The 14,736-nt window shown below is 64.0% G+C and carries 14 protein-coding genes and 1 pseudogene; 10 read left to right on the top strand and 5 right to left on the bottom strand.

Going from position 1 to position 14,736, the window contains the following annotated elements; genetic code table 11:
- The first annotated feature begins 42 nt into the window (after window positions 1-42).
- The 4 genes from EN862_RS03035 to EN862_RS03020 all read left to right on the top strand — a co-directional run bounded on the left by EN862_RS03035 (window position 43) and on the right by EN862_RS03020 (window position 3,348).
- On the top strand, window positions 43-1,047 hold the full coding sequence (locus EN862_RS03035; protein ID WP_127864384.1) for a LacI family DNA-binding transcriptional regulator: 1,005 nt from the start codon (window positions 43-45) through the stop codon (window positions 1,045-1,047).
- A gap of 74 nt (window positions 1,048-1,121) precedes the next feature.
- Window positions 1,122-1,913: a 3-methyl-2-oxobutanoate hydroxymethyltransferase gene (locus EN862_RS03030; RefSeq protein WP_127864383.1), complete on the top strand. Its 792-nt coding sequence runs from the start codon at window positions 1,122-1,124 to the stop codon at window positions 1,911-1,913.
- An 8-nt stretch (window positions 1,914-1,921) separates the two neighbouring features.
- Window positions 1,922-2,932: a sterol desaturase family protein gene (locus EN862_RS03025; protein ID WP_127864382.1), complete on the top strand. Its 1,011-nt coding sequence runs from the start codon at window positions 1,922-1,924 to the stop codon at window positions 2,930-2,932.
- Between the two features lie 89 nt (window positions 2,933-3,021).
- Window positions 3,022-3,348 carry a MocE family 2Fe-2S type ferredoxin gene (locus EN862_RS03020; RefSeq protein WP_127864381.1) on the top strand — a complete coding sequence of 109 codons (327 nt, stop codon included), beginning with the start codon at window positions 3,022-3,024 and terminating at the stop codon, window positions 3,346-3,348.
- Window positions 3,349-3,488: 140 nt separating this feature from the next.
- Here EN862_RS03020 and EN862_RS03015 read toward each other — a convergent pair whose 3' ends face one another.
- On the bottom strand, window positions 3,489-4,793 hold the full coding sequence (locus EN862_RS03015) for an RsmB/NOP family class I SAM-dependent RNA methyltransferase (protein ID WP_245519485.1): 1,305 nt from the start codon (window positions 4,791-4,793) through the stop codon (window positions 3,489-3,491).
- 355 nt (window positions 4,794-5,148) lie between these two features.
- Between EN862_RS03015 and EN862_RS03010 the strand changes: the two genes are divergently transcribed.
- The 4 genes and pseudogenes from EN862_RS03010 to EN862_RS36730 all read left to right on the top strand — a co-directional run.
- A complete protein-coding gene (locus EN862_RS03010; RefSeq protein WP_127864830.1) occupies window positions 5,149-5,751 on the top strand; it encodes a TetR/AcrR family transcriptional regulator in 603 nt (200 codons plus the stop codon).
- Between the two features lie 349 nt (window positions 5,752-6,100).
- Window positions 6,101-7,375: a beta-ketoacyl-ACP synthase II gene (fabF, locus tag EN862_RS03005; RefSeq protein WP_127864379.1), complete on the top strand. Its 1,275-nt coding sequence runs from the start codon at window positions 6,101-6,103 to the stop codon at window positions 7,373-7,375.
- A gap of 77 nt (window positions 7,376-7,452) precedes the next feature.
- Window positions 7,453-8,268, top strand: coding sequence for an oxidoreductase (locus EN862_RS03000; protein ID WP_127864378.1), 816 nt, complete (start codon window positions 7,453-7,455; stop codon window positions 8,266-8,268).
- Between the two features lie 15 nt (window positions 8,269-8,283).
- Window positions 8,284-8,473: pseudogene (locus EN862_RS36730) on the top strand (3-hydroxyisobutyrate dehydrogenase); the annotation flags it as partial.
- 115 nt (window positions 8,474-8,588) lie between these two features.
- Here EN862_RS36730 and EN862_RS02995 read toward each other — a convergent pair.
- The 3 genes from EN862_RS02995 to EN862_RS02985 all read right to left on the bottom strand — a co-directional run bounded on the left by EN862_RS02995 (window position 8,589) and on the right by EN862_RS02985 (window position 11,157).
- Window positions 8,589-9,344 (bottom strand): SDR family NAD(P)-dependent oxidoreductase, encoded by a 756-nt coding sequence (locus EN862_RS02995; RefSeq protein WP_245519484.1) that lies wholly within the window; start codon window positions 9,342-9,344, stop codon window positions 8,589-8,591.
- Between the two features lie 80 nt (window positions 9,345-9,424).
- A complete protein-coding gene (locus tag EN862_RS02990; RefSeq protein ID WP_127864376.1) occupies window positions 9,425-10,195 on the bottom strand; it encodes an SDR family oxidoreductase in 771 nt (256 codons plus the stop codon).
- 128 nt (window positions 10,196-10,323) lie between these two features.
- Entirely contained in the window at window positions 10,324-11,157 is an 834-nt protein-coding gene (locus EN862_RS02985) for a GNAT family N-acetyltransferase (protein WP_127864829.1), read from the bottom strand.
- 385 nt (window positions 11,158-11,542) lie between these two features.
- Here EN862_RS02985 and EN862_RS02980 point away from each other — a divergent pair, with 385 nt between their 5' ends.
- Both EN862_RS02980 and EN862_RS02975 read left to right on the top strand, forming a co-directional pair.
- A complete protein-coding gene (locus EN862_RS02980) occupies window positions 11,543-12,409 on the top strand; it encodes a hypothetical protein (protein WP_127864375.1) in 867 nt (288 codons plus the stop codon).
- 116 nt (window positions 12,410-12,525) lie between these two features.
- Window positions 12,526-13,380, top strand: coding sequence for a hypothetical protein (locus EN862_RS02975; protein ID WP_127864374.1), 855 nt, complete (start codon window positions 12,526-12,528; stop codon window positions 13,378-13,380).
- Between the two features lie 14 nt (window positions 13,381-13,394).
- On the opposite strand, the gene EN862_RS02970 is transcribed toward EN862_RS02975, so the two are convergent.
- Window positions 13,395-14,597, bottom strand: coding sequence for an ROK family transcriptional regulator (locus EN862_RS02970; RefSeq protein WP_127864373.1), 1,203 nt, complete (start codon window positions 14,595-14,597; stop codon window positions 13,395-13,397).
- Between the last annotated feature and the right edge of the window lie 139 nt (window positions 14,598-14,736).

Genomic DNA, 14,736 nt, shown 5'->3' with positions numbered 1-14,736 from the left:
GCAGCCGGCTAGGCTCCGGCGTACAGCCAACGGAGGATCAACATTCCTAAGCCCACCTTCCTAGAGATTGCGCGCCGCGCCGGTGTCGGCACGGCCACGGTCGAGCGCGTGCTGAACGGCAGGGGTGGGGTTCGGCCGCAGACCGTCGAGAAGGTGGTGGCGGCGGCGCGTTCGCTCGATTATCCGCGCCGGCTGCCGGAGGCGCATCGCGGCGTCATTCGCATCGAGGTGATCCTGGTCAGGCCGGACGCGACCTTCTTCGCCCGTCTTTCCGGTGCCTTCGAGCGCATCGCCGCGACGCTCGACCGCTCGATCGCCGTGCACCGTACCTTTCTCGACGAGGCGAAGCCGGTGGCGATCGCCAAACGCATCCTGGAACCCGATCTGCGGCGCGCAGCGCTCATTCTCGCCGTGCCCGACCATCCGCTGGTCAGCGACGCCTTGCGGAAACTCGAGGCGGAGAACATCCCGACGGTGCAGATCGTCACCCAGATTTCCCGGACCAAAAGCACCTATGTCGGCATCGACAATTACGCCGCTGGCCGCATGGCCGGGCTGCTCATGGCCAAGATGCAGCGGCGGCCGGGCAAGGTGATCGCGATCTGCCATAGTCAGATCTACCGCGTGCACCGCGACCGCGTGCGCGGCTTCTTCGACTATCTGATCGAGGAGGGGCGGGACCTCGAGCCGATCGCTGCTTTGTTCGGCTTCGACGACGGCGACCGCAATGCCGAGCAGTTGCACGAGGCGTTGAAGCGCTGGCCTGACCTCGCCGGCCTCTACAATGCCGGCGGCGGCAACACCGCACTGAACGAGGTGCTGCGCAGGCACGGCAGAGGCCGCGATATCTTCTTCGTCGGCCATGAGCTCACCGAGCGCAGCACCAAGGCCTTGCGCGAGGGCACGATGGATGTCGTGCTCGATCAGGCGCCGGAGGCGCAGGCGCGCCGCGCCATTGACCTGGTGCTCGCCGCGCTCAACTTGCATGACCTGCCTGTCGACAATCCGCCGATCCGCTTCATCACCTTCACCGCCGAGAACCTTTGATCTGATTTGATCAAGGAACAAGCGGCGCCCGCCGGGGCGCGGTGTTATCCCCTTGCGAAACGGGAGGATGACCAGTGGCAAGGCGACTGACGACATACGACCTGCAGAGCGCCAAAGGCAGCCGCAAATGGCTGCAGCTCCATGTCGACACGCCGGCTGAAGCCGCTGCCGCAGCGGCATGCGACATCGTCATCCTCTCCTGCGAGCCCGATCACAATCTGGAAGCCATCCGCCAGGCGGCACCCTATGCGTTCCTCTCCGTGGGCATGCCGCATGGCGCGGTTGCGTCGCCCGAGGAGGCGGTGCGGCTGGGCTTCGCCATGATGAAGCGCGGCGCCGATGCGGTCTATTCATCACACTCGCCGCGCTTCATCGAGGCCATGGCGGCGGAAGGCATTCCCGTCACCGGCCATGTCGGCCTGGTGCCGAATCGCGCCACCTGGACAAATTTTCGCGCCATCGGCCGCAGTGCGGAGGAAGCCTTCAGGGTGCTGCGCGCGGCAAAGGATCTCGAGAATGCCGGCGCCGCCTGCATCGAGGTGGAAGTCGTGCCGGTGCGTCTTGCCGACCACATCACCCGCTCGACGCCGCTGATCACCATGGGCATGGGCTGCGGCAGCGCCTGCGACACACAATACCTGTTCTCCTGCGATGTGCTGGGTACCCACACCGGCCACTATCCGCGCCACGCCAAGCGCTACGCCGACTTCGTCACCTTGGAAGCCGAGCTACAGGAAAAGCGCGTCGCCGCCTTCCGCGCCTTCGGCCGCGACGTTGCCGGCGGAACCTATCCGGAAGCGAAGCACCAGGTGGAGATGGACGATGCCGCCTATGACCGCTTCCTCACCCTCGCTCAGTCTTTGTGAGATAGACCATGGACGACCTGCAATACGGCACGCGCAACAAAAGGGGTGATTGGGCTCCGAACGAACCGGCCGGCACCGCGCCGCTCTTCGTCTTCCCGCCGCGCCCGCTGGCGGTGCTGAAATGGCTGCCGAGCTATTTCCTGCCCTACAATCTGCTCTTCGCGCTCACGGCCGTCGTCTGGTGGCGCTACGTGTTGCCCGACGTCGAGGTGATGAAGACGCTCTCCGCCGGCTGGATCCTGCGTCTGTTCATCGTCAACTGCGTGGCGCTGCTCGTCTTCTTCGGCGCCTTCGAGCTTCGACTCTACATTGTGAGAGCCCAGGGCAGCCGTTTCAAATACAACGGCAAATGGCCCTCGGAGCAGAAGAACAAGGCCTTCTTCTTCGAGAACCAGAATATCGACAACATGCTGCGCACCTTCGGCACCGGCATGCCGATCTGGACGGCGATCGAAGTGGCGATCCTCTACGCTTACGCCAATGGCTATGTGCCGTGGCTGACCTTCGCAGAGCATCCGGTTTACCTGTTCTGCCTGGCGCTGGTGGTGCCGATCATCCACGAGACGCATTTCTTCCTGCTGCACCGGGCGATCCATTGGGGCCCCCTCTACAAATGGGTGCATTCGGTGCACCACAATTCGGTCAACCCGTCCCCCTGGTCGTCGCTGTCGATGCACCCGGTGGAGCAGCTCGGCTATCTCGGCGTCGCTTTCTGGCACCTGATCATCCCGTCGAACCCGCTCCTGGCGCTCTACCAGCTCCATTATGCCGGCTTCGGCGCCATTCCCGGCCATGTCGGCTTCGACAAGATCGAGCTTACCGAAGGCGCCGGCATCGATAGCCACGCCTATATCCATTACCTCCACCACAGATATTTCGAGGTGAACTACGGCGACGGCTTGATTCCGTTCGACCGCTGGTTCGGCACCTTCCACGACGGCAGCAAGGAAGGCGAGGCCCGCATGCAGGCCCGCTACGAGAGGAAGAAGGCACGCGCCAACGCGGCGGCCATCAAATGACATCTGCACGCACAGCCGCGTGCGAGGCCCGGGCGGCTAAGAAGGCTATGCGGAGCTGCGCCTCGATCGAATTTGACGGATGGGAAAAAATGACCAATTGGATCAGGGCTTGCAGCCTCGATGACATCGAACAGGAGGGTGCCCGACGTTTCGACCACGAGGGCCGGACCTACGCCGTCTTCCGGTCGCCCGACGACGAGGTGTTCTGCACCGACGGCTTGTGCACGCATGAGGCCGTGCATATCGCCGATGGGCTAGTAATGGACTACGAGGTCGAATGCCCGAAACATGCCGGCGCCTTCGACTACCGCACCGGTGCCGCCAAGCGCCTGCCGCCCTGCATAAATCTGCGGACCTATCTTGCGAAGTTGGAAGGCGGCTCGGTCCTGGTTGCGATGCCGGTGGCAACTGTCTGAAGACTTCGCGGACCGATCGACCTGCGCCTGACCGCTTTGGGTCAGTTCATAGGTAGGCAAGCGGGGTGCCCCATCGTCCGCTTCTGGCTATTATGCCTCAAAGCCGCCGACCCGCTATCGGCCCCATTCGAATGGGTCATTCAGGAAATGGATCGCGAATGGCTATGGGCGGCCCCGCCTGGGAGCAGGCCTTCTCGCTGCATCACGGCGGCAAAGAAGCCGTCGGTGTCGTGGCGCGCGGGCGTCAGCGACAGATAGTCGGCATGGGCTGAATTCGTCAGGTGCGGCGCGGCCTCGCGCAGCGGCACAGCACGAAAAGCGGGATGCGCCGCGAGGAAAGCGGCCACCTGGTCCTCATTCTCCTCGGACATTAGGGAGCATGTTGCGTAGACCAGCCGTCCGCCGGGCTTCACCAGGCGCGCCGCGCTCGCCAGAATCCGGGCTTGCAACGACACGAGCTTGTCCAGACCCTGTTCCTCCTGCGCGCGCCAGCGTGCATCGGGATTGCGGCGCCATGTGCCGGTGCCGCTGCATGGCGCATCCACCAGCACGCGATCGAAACCGCCCTTGTGGCGCTTGATCCAGCGATCCGTTTCGCCGGCCAGGAGCCGCGTCTCGATATTGTGCAACCCTGCCTGCCGGAAGCGCTCGGCGCCGCGCTTCAATCGGCCTTCCACGACGTCGCAGGCGACAACATGGCCCTTGTTGTTCATCTGCGCGGCAATGGCCAGCGTCTTGCCGCCGGCTCCGGCGCAGAAATCGACCACGCGCTCGCCCGGCCGGGCATCGACCAGCATGGCGACAAGCTGCGAGCCCTCGTCCTGGATCTCGACCTCACCGTTTTTCAGCATCGGCAGGGTCGCCAGCGACGGGCGCTCATGCACACGAATGCCGTAAGGAGCCAAGGCTGACGGTTGCGCCCGCAAGCCGAGATCCTTCAACGCGCCAAGCATGGCCTCACGCGTCGACTTGATCGGATTGACGCGCAGGTCAAGCGGCGCCGGAGTCAGAAGCGCGGACATCTCCTGGCCGAACGCTTCCTTGAAACGGCGCCGCAGCGGATCGGCCGCCCAGGACGGACATTCAAGGCGCACCTCTTCCGGCATGCCGGGATTGTCGATTGTGCCTCCCTGCAATTTGACCAGCAGCGCGTGCTCGTGATCCGTCAGCATGGCAGGCGCGAATTTCGCGCCATTGAACAGGCGTTTGACCTGATCGGGCGTGCCGCCTTCCGTCAGCGTCAGCCACGCGAGCAGGCGGTTGCGGGGCCTGTCCTCGCGCCCATGCCTCGCCAGCCACCAGCCGAGCCGTGCATGGTGTCGCAGAAGCGCATAGAGCAACTCTAAAATCCGACCACGGTCGCTGTCGTGGATATAGCGCCGGGATCGAAACCAGGCCGAGACGACAGCATCCGCCGGACGCGCGACGCTGTCGACTTCATGCATAAGTTCGATTGTGGCTTGCAGGCGGGCGGCAGGGTTCACGGAACGGCGATCAGGCTCGAAAAAAGGCTTGTATAGTCGACAGAACCGCTCCTGACCATTGTTCGCGCCCGCCGTTACCGCCATCCACGACGAGGACGGCGCCGTAGACGTTGCGCTTTGCCGAGATCGGTCTCGTCGATTCGCATGACGGCGGCTGCCAAAGTGTCACGAATGCCAGCGCCCTGACCCTGCGATCAGAATGCTCAGCACAATTACGGGTCTCTTTTTCATGCCTATACCCTCACGTCGAAATAGATTGCGTTCGAACTCTATACTCGATATAGATTACGGATGAAATCTAAAACGGAGATCGATGATGCGCGTAAGTCGCACTCAGGCTGCGGAAAACCGGGAGACGGTGATCGATGTGGCAAGCCGCCTTTTCCGGGAACACGGCTTTGATGGCATCGGCCTCAAGGATCTGATGAAAGGCGCCGGGCTGACCCAGGGCGCCTTTTACAAGCAATTCGCGTCAAAGGAGGACTTGGAGGCACTGGCGTCCAGACGGGCACTTCAGCACGCATTCCGTCGATGGTCGGACGCGGCCGCGAAAAGTCCCAAGGACCCGCTTGGTGCTGTGATCGCGTTCTACCTCAGCGTCGGACATCGCGAAGAAAGGATGGACGGCTGCCCGGTCGTGGCGCTGGGCTCGGATGCTGCCAGGCAGGGCAGCGACGTGAAAGCATCTTTCGAAGCCGGGATCAGGGAATACCTCGGGCTGCTCTGTGGGTGGGTTGGCGATGCCCACGGCGAGGATCCCGGCGGAGCGGCCATGGCCATTCTCTCGACGATGGTCGGTGCGGTCGTCCTTTCGCGAGCCGTCAACGACAAGCAACTGTCGAAGCAGTTTCTGCAAGCGGCAGCCGAGAGCATACACGCAGGGCTGGCCGCTGATCGCCAATGGGAAATGCCCCAATGACGATGGCTTCCCCAACCAAGAGACGAGGGATTCGACCGAATTTTCGGTGGCTATTTTCTCGCGCGTCTTGGCGCCACTGGCTGGAAGAACTGCACCGGTTTGAGGAAGCGATCGAGACCACCGAACTGGATCTCCTCGAAAGGCGCGTCAGGGGTCTCGAAGCGCAAGTCTCCGAGTTGCGCATAAGGGCGAGGCAGCCGTGACGCTCACATTTTCGACTTCGGACTTTTCGGTCGTTTTCACTCTGAGCGACGAAACGGTCATCCAGCTCGGCTGGATGCCGGCGCCGCGCCAGCCCCGAGCCACGCCGGTTGGCATCGGAGGAGTGCTGGAATCGAAAGGGCAATAGATGCGGCGGATTGTTGTTACGGGCATGGGGGCGGTCACGCCCCTTGCCGCCAATGTCGAAACGTCCTGGTCGCGCCTTCTGGCCGGCCGCTCGGGCATCCGGAGGCTTACCGACGAGGTCGTGGGAGATTTGCCCGCGAAGATCGGCGGCGTAGTTCCCTCTCTGGAAGACGATCCCGAGGCCGGTCTCGACGCCAATGCCTTCGTGGCTCCGAAGGACCAGCGCAGGATCGACCGGTTCATTCTCTTCGCTTTGGCGGCGGCGGAAGAGGCGCTGGCCCAGGCGAGATGGAAGCCAGGCTCGGAGAGCGATCGGGTTCGCACCGCGACGATTATCGCTTCAGGTGTCGGTGGTTTTCCGGCCATAACCGAGGCGGTGCGGACAGTCGACCAGCGCGGTGTTCGGCGTCTTTCGCCGTTCACGGTGCCCTCGTTCCTGGTGAATCTCGCGGCCGGCCACATATCGATTCGTTATGGCTTCAAAGGCCAGATCGGCGCACCGGTGACGGCGTGCGCCGCCGGCATTCAGGCAATCGGCGATGCCGCTCGCATCATCCGCGCCGATGAAGCCGACATCGCGGTGTGCGGCGGCACTGAAGCTTGCATGAACGTGGTCAGTCTGGGCGGCTTTGCTGCTGCACGCTCGCTTTCGACCTCCTTCAACCACCGTCCGGATCAGGCCTCCCGTCCGTTCGACATGTCGCGCGACGGCTTCGTCATGGGCGAAGGCGCCGGCATCCTGGTCATCGAGGAATTGAGCCATGCGCTTGCGCGCGGCGCCACACCGCTCGCCGAGGTCGTCAGCTACGGAACGACGGCGGATGCGCACCACGTCACTTCCGGTCCCGAGGACGGCGATGGCGCGCGCCGGGCCATGGAGATCGCAATCGCCCAGGCAGGGATTTCGCCGCGCGAGGTCCGTCATCTCAATGCCCATGCAACCTCCACGCCGGTGGGCGACCTAGGAGAAATCGAAGCGATCAAGAGCGTGTTCGGCACGGATTTCTCGATAGCCGTCAGCGGAACGAAATCGGCGACCGGACACCTGCTCGGCGCCGCCGGCGGGCTTGGCGCGATCTTCACGATCCTGGCGCTCAGGAATCAGGTGGCACCGCCTACCCTCAATCTGAGCGCCCCAGATCCGGCAGGCGACGGGATAGATTTCGTCGCCAATCGGGCGCGGCCGATGGAGATGGATTACGCGATCGCCAACGGCTTCGGCTTCGGAGGCGTCAACGCCAGCGCGCTGTTTCGCCGCTGGGACGCAGCGGCGTGAACGGTCGAGTCGCTCATGACTGACGCTTCCCTCCGGACTTCCTGCTTCTCCAACCAAAACCAGAGAATGTGATCTCCATGAACAAGACCGATCCGGGCGTCGCCATCGTTACAGGAGCATCCTCCGGCATCGGGCATGTGACCGCCAAGGTCCTGCAGAATGCGGGCTTTCGTGTGTTCGGAACCACTCGCCGCGCAGCTTCCAAGAAATCCGATGGCATTACCATGCTGACCTGCGACGTGACCGACGACGCGTCCGTGGCGAAGCTGGTCGACGAGGTGCTGGCCGAGGCGGGGCACATCGACCTGCTCGTCAACAATGCCGGCATGGGCCTGCTTGGCGGCGCGGAGGAATCCTCGACCGCGCAGGCTCAGGCTTTGTTCGACGTGAACGTGTTCGGCGTCATCCAGATGATCAACGCGGTACTGCCGACAATGCGCCGTCAACGGAGCGGAAGAATCATAAACTTGAGCTCGGTGCAGGGGTTCATCCCAGCTCCTTATTTCGCGCTTTATTCGTCGACCAAACATGCCGTCGAAGGCTATTCCGAATCGCTTGACCACGAACTGAGACCGTTCGGAATTCGCGTCGCGTTGGTCGAGCCGGCTTATACCCGTACGTCGTTCGAAGACAATCTCGCCAAGCCGGACCGGCTGCGTGATATCTATGACACTGCACGCGCAAGCATGAATGCAGCCGTGCGGAAGGCTATGGAAAAAGGCGATACGCCCGAAGTCGTAGCCAACACCGTTTTGGCGGCTGCGACCGATCCCACTCCGAAGAGGCGCTATGCGGCGGGAAAAATGGCGCGCCAGGTCAGCTTCCTTCGCCGTTTCGTCCCCGCATCCGCGTTTGACAAAAGCCTGCGAAAGCAGCTCGGGCTGCCCGTGTGAGAGGGTATTGGTTCGCGCCAGCAACCCGGCACTCCGGCCTATTCGCACGGAGCTGACGGCAGACGAGCTGAGATCGGCGCTGCAGTCGGCGAAGCGGTCTCGCGCTGCCAGTAATCGCGACGCCCTTCTCAGGGAATTCATGGCAGCCAGCGGTAAGCTGAGCCACGACGAAATCGTGGCCCGCAACCGGGCGGTGACTGCGTGATTACCGAAGCCCAAGATCGACAGCTGAGCGGAACCCTCGATCTGATCGGTGTGGGGAAAGTCGGTAGCACCCCCGCTAACATCGCCCCACGTTTCTAGCTTTCGCGTTCCCGCGCTTATCCCTTGCGTTCCTGCAGGATGTTGCCACCATCGACGACGAGAACGGCGCCGTTGACATAGCTGGCTCCGTCGGACGCTAGAAACAACACGGCGGCGGCGACCTCCCCCGGACTGCCGGCGCGCCCAAGCGGCGTGTTGCGGGCAGCAGCGAGTTCCTCCGGCGTCGATGCGCCGGTCGCGATCCAGCCCGGCGCCACGGCATTGACGGTGACGCCGCTGCGGCCAACCTCCAGGGCGAGCGCGTGCGTCAGCCCGATCATGCCGGCCTTGGCCGCGGAATAGGCGGTCTCGCCCTCATTGGAGACGTAAGGTCCTGTCACTGAGGCCATGTTGACGACGCGCCCATGGCCGCGCCGCACCATGCCGGCCAGGAATCCGCGCGTGCTCAAGAACGCGGTTTTCAGGCTGACGTCGATGCCGCGGTCCCAGTCGCTTTCGCTGAGGTCGAGAAACCGCCGCTGCAGCGCCGGCTGGCCGACAGTTCCCATCCCGGCATTGTTGACGAGGACGTCGATCTCGCCGGCCTGCGAGCACAAGCGCTCGACATCGCCCGAAAGCGTCAGGTCGGCCACAACGGCGCGGACGTCGAACCCTTCCGCCCGCAGTTCCCCGGCCCGCTGCTCGACGCGCGCGGACGAAGCGGTGATGACGACCGAAAGGCCGGCCTCGCCCAGCGCCCGCGCGGTCGCGATGCCGATGCCGTCGGCGGCGCCGGCGCCGGTCACCAGCGCCCTGCGAGACTTGCGGAACACGATCATTTCCTCTCCACGATTGGAATGCCGGCATGCCGACGCGGGCAATCATACCCGCGATGAAACCGCCCAGGCTTTTTTCAATAGCCGGCGCTGACGCCGAAATCGATCGAAAGCGCGGCCCCGGTGATCGGCGCCGCGCCCGGCTGGCACAGATAGTGGATGAAGGATGCAATCTCTTCTACCTGAATGAACCTTGCTTTGTCCCCTTGCGGATAGTGCCCGAGAAGCCGGCGCTTGTAGCCGTCGGGATCGTCCCCCCCATAGGTCCTGGCCTGATATTCGATCATCGGCGTCGCCGTATCGCCGGGGCAAACGGCGTTGATCCTGATGCCTTGCGGGGCGAGTTCCAGGGCGAGAGCCTTGGTCAGCAGAACCAGCCCGCCCTTCGAGGCGCAATAGACGGCCGCGCCATTGTTGCCGACGAGGCCGGCGTCGGACGCGATGTTGACGATCACGCCTTGCGCCGCCGACAGATGGGGGACAGCCGCCGAGATCAGGAAGAACGCTCCCTTGAGATTGACGTCCAGCACCAGGTCCCACTGATCTTCCTCGACCCCGCTCGCCGGCCCCTCGAGCCAGACGCCGGCGGCGTTGACGAGGATGTCTATGGCGCCGCCCCAGTCCCTGGCCTTGGCCACCACGTCGCGGCAGGCAGCGACGGAACGGATGTCGAGCGGCAAGCCGACCGCATCCGCTCCGGTCGCGACAATCTTGGCCACGGCTGCGTCGAGCTTGGCGCCGGGAAGATCGGCAAGCGCGATCCGCTCGCCGTCGGCCGCGAGGCGCAGTCCGGTCGCAAGACCCATGCCCCCGGCGCCACCGGCGATCAGAACCGTCCTGCCAGCCATTCGATAAACCTCCACGCCACGCAGCGCCCGGCAAAGGCAAACCATGTTCCTAAATCACGTCATGGGGCCCTGTCGCATGGACCAGCCAGGCAAAACAATGACCTCAGCAGTTCCGCCGGCCCCCCCGATCATCCCAACTCGAGCGTCGTGATGCCGAAAACCGTCGACGGGGCATTGCCGGGTTTGCCGCCCTTGTACATGCGTGTCGTCGCAAAGCCCGGCATCATGCCGACGGCCTGAAGCATGGCGGTGAATTGAACCTGGCTGGCCGGTACGTCGATATACAGTACCTCGTTGCCGATCCGGCCCGCGAGGTCCGCCAGCAATGCCAAGGCAAGGTCCGTCCTGTCGGCGAACAGCGGCCCGACCTTGAAGCCTTCCCGGCATCGGCGGGCCGCGCCGTAGCCGGCAATGCCGGCCGAGCCGCCACAAAGCAGCGCAATCCGGGGCTGCCGCAGCCACGTCCGGAGGAAGGCTTCCCGGGGCGCCGGGAAGCACTGGCGATCATAGGCAAGTATCCCTGCCATGTCGCCGGCCGTCGCTGGCCGTATGTCGCCACCCCCTGGCAAACCGGCGGCGGGACCGCTGTAGCGGACGGTCTCATAGACGGGCACGAAGCCCATGCGCTGGTAGTTGGCCCGCTGCTCGGCCACCCCGTCGAGACCGATGATGCGGTTGCCGAGGCGTGCCATGCCGGCATCCCAGACCGCCTTGCCGTGGCCTTCGCCACGCCGGTCGGGCCGGCAGATATAGAGGCCGATGAAGCCGAAACCCGGGCCGTATGCGACGGCCGAAATGCCGGCCACCATCTCTTGGCCGACGAAAGCGCCGATGAAACCGTCCGGATCGGCTGTCCTGAACGCCGCGGCATCGCCGATGCCTGGATTCCAGCCCTCTCCAACCGCCCAGTCGACGAGCGTTTCCACTTCACTGGCGGTCAGTGTCCGGATTGTTCTCGGCATCATTTCACCCGGGCGGCCTCGGCAAACGGCGTCAAGGCATCAGGATAGGTAGCCGCTTCCACGCTGCAAAGTCCACACGAGAACTTCAGTGTCACCGCCGATGCCGCGCATCGGCGCCAGACCCTGTCCTTGTTTCTTCTTTCCGGGAAAGCGCTCCCCGCACCCCCGATGGCGCGGAACCTATGCCTGCTTGACGGGACTCGTCAATTCAACGCAGGGCTGCGGGCCGGACTATTATTGGGACGGGTTTAACGAACCGATGCAAAGAGTTAGCAACAAACGCGCCGCATGATCGTTCGTTGTTCCAATAGGCAACTGGACACAACCGGCGAAGATCGGGAATCTTCATTTGTCGTTGCGTGGAATCGCATGGAGTACCGCAGGAATGCCGCTGAGTGCCGCAGAGATCGTCCGTCATCCGGCAGCGCTTGGCAGTGTGCAGGAACAGTCGCGCGCACTCATCCATGTCTACGAAACGACCCCGCGGCTGGCCACCGTCTTCGCCACCCAGCAGCGCTGGCTGCTCGCTCATGTCGGCCTGGCTCTGCATTTCCGGCGCGACCCCAATGACCGCCGCACCGAAATGACAATGGCGCGGTTCATCGAAGTCGTGCGACGCCATTCCGTGGCCAGCCGCAATACCGCCGAGGCCTTCGTCAAGGAGATGCTGCGCTACAACATCGCCGAGTATATTTCGGCCAGCGGTGACGGCCGCGCCCACCCCATGCGGGTCACCGAGGGCACCATCGAAACCTTCACCGGCTGGATCCACGCGCATCTGAGGACGCTCGACCGGATAGACGGCGGAAACCGCCTGACGACTTTCCTCGATCGACCCGGGATGCTGTCCAGGCTGCAGCCGCTCATCGCCGACGGACTGCTGGCCAGCGACGGCGTGCGGGAGCCTGGGCGGACTTTCTCGTTGTTTATCTGGCTCAACAATGGCGGCATCGTCATGGACTGGCTGATGTCCGGTATCGATCCGGAGGACGTTCATCTCGACAGGATACCGACCAGCGTCATCTCGGTCAGTGAATTCGCGCACTGGCTGAAGCTGTCGCGCACCCACTTGGCGCGGAAACTCAAAGATGGCGAGGCGCTTGGCAGCATCGGCTGGGTCGGCCAGCGCGGTCATTCCGTCATGTGGGTTTCACGCCAGTTCTTCGACGAGTACATGGCGGTGCAGGCGTCCAAGCTCGCCGTCGTCGACATGGCTTTCGAGGGTAGTTTGTCCCAGGCGGACGAGAGCTGACGGCGCAACGGTCGCTTCCCGGACCCAGCCGACAAATACCGCTGGTTGCGCTGGCAGGCGCCGGCCAAAACTGCTATCCGCATCGCATATTGCGATATTTGGCCGAGTCTGGGGGGATGGCGCTGAACTTCGAAGACATTGTCGGTCATCCGGCGCTGAATGCCGCCGTCCAGGCACAGGCCCGGGCGATGCAGCAGGCCTATGAAGGAAACCCGCGCGCGTCCTCGGTCTTTGCCACCCAGCAGCGCTGGTTGATGGCGCATATCGGTCTTGCCCTGCATTTCCGCAGGGATCCCAGCGACTACCGGAAGGAACTGACCGCCGCGCGTTTCGTCGACGTCACCGTCCAGCATGCGGTGGCAAGCCGAAACACCGCCCATGCCTTCATCAAGGAAATGCAGCACTATAATTTCATCGGAGTCGGGCCAATGGCCGACGACGGCCGCATTCGCCCCCTGCACCTGCCCGCCATAACCCTGGAGCCGTTGATCGGCTGGATCCATATGCATCTGAGCACGCTTGATGCTCTTGACGGCGCGAACCGGCTGGAAACGTTCCAGGCAAGGCCGCAAATGCTGGCGCGGTTGCAGCCGCTGATCGCGGACGGGCTGATCTCCTCGGTGCCGGTGCGGGAGCCGCAACAGACTTTTTCGCTGTTCACATGGCTCAACAATGGCGGCGTCGTCATGGATTGGCTGATCGCCGGCGTCGACCCGCTGAATGCCGGCCAGGAGCGCATCCCGACCGGCGTGCTGTCGATCGGCGATTTCGCTAGATGGCTGAAGCTGTCGCGTACCCATCTTGCGCGCAAGCTGCGCGACGCCGAGGCGCTCGGCAGCGTCGGCTGGCTCGGGCAGCGCGGTCATTCCGTCATGTGGATCTCGAAGGAATTCTACGGCGAATACATCACCGCGCAGGCGGTCAAGCTTGCCATCATCGACGCGGCCTTCGCCGCGAGCACGGCCAGTTGAGCGTATTCCGCTTTCTATCCGGCCTTCAGGATGGCTGAAAAGCGCGGATCGAAGGCCCGGCTGATCGGCTCGGCCGCGGCGCCCACGGCGATCGCCCAGGGATCGGTGGTGCCGAGCTGCAGCCGCGGCAGGCGGCGGGTGGGCCGGTCCGCGATCGACGGCAGCAGCGGGTGCATGGCCTGAAGCAGAAGCCGGGCCAGCGCCTCGGGCGCGGTGCTGGTGAGGATGACGGTTTGCGGATCGAAGATCGTTTCGATCAGATGCACGCTCCAGCGCAGGTCGGACGCGGCTCTTTCGACCCAGCTCATGACCCGCGGGTCTCGCTGCAGCGCCAGCGCGCCAAGCGTCTCGCAAAGCCCCCTCTCGGCGGGGTCGAGGCCGAGATGCTGGTAGAGCGAGGCGAGCGAGGCGCGATGCTCCAACGGCATCGAGCCTGGACCGGCCGGCGACAGCAGCGCCCTGCCGATCTCGCCGGCATTGCCGTTGCCGCCATTGTAGAGCTCGCCGTTGAGAATCAGCCCGGCGGCGATGCCGTAGCCGACATAAAGGCAGACGGCGTGATCGACGCCATGCGCGGCGCCGACGATGCGCTCCGCCGTTGCACAGGCCGCCGCGTCGTTCTGCATCCCGACATTCAGTCCGGTGCCGGCGGCAAGCGTCTCGAGCAGCGGGAATTGCTGCCAGGCAGGCATCATCCATTTGTCGTCGGATTCCTTCAGCCCGAACGGCCCTGGCATCGCGACGCCAAGGCCGACCAGCCGCCGTTCGGACTGTGCGAAAGAGGAAGCCAGCTCGCGCCTGACGCGATCGACCAGGCCGAGGATGATCTTGACGCCGGCTGACGGCTCGTCGAGCGGCAGACCTGCCTCGGCGCGCGCGATGACCTTGCCCACGAGGTCGACCACCACGACGCGCGTCAGATGCCGGTCTATCTGCAACCCGATGGCAAAGGCGCCTTCGGGCACCAGCCGGTAGGGCGTGAAAGGCTGGCCCCTGCCCTTGCGCACCGCATCCAGCGCCACGACCAAGCCGTCCCGCTCGAGATCCTCGATGATGTTGGAAACCGCCTGCTTGGTGAGCTGTGTTGCCCGCGCCAGGTCGGCACGCGACAGCGCGCCGTTGAGCCGCAGCGCCTCGATCATGACGCGGCGGTTGTGCGCGCTGGTACCTTCCTGGTTGGTACCGCTCTTGGCCCGGATCGGGTTGATGTCGTGCACCGTCGTTTCCCCTCTTGACTCCATTAAAGGATTGATCGACTAATTAAGTCAAGCGAATTGACTTAATGGTGATGTTCGGACGGTTTCGAGAAAAAGACGGCATGGCTCAAAGCCCTCGCCGCCCCACCGTTCCGGCAGA

The sequence above is a fragment of the Mesorhizobium sp. M2E.F.Ca.ET.219.01.1.1 genome, assembly GCF_004016445.2.
GTDB lineage: Bacteria > Pseudomonadota > Alphaproteobacteria > Rhizobiales > Rhizobiaceae > Mesorhizobium.
This window is presented reverse-complemented; position numbering and strand designations above follow the sequence as displayed.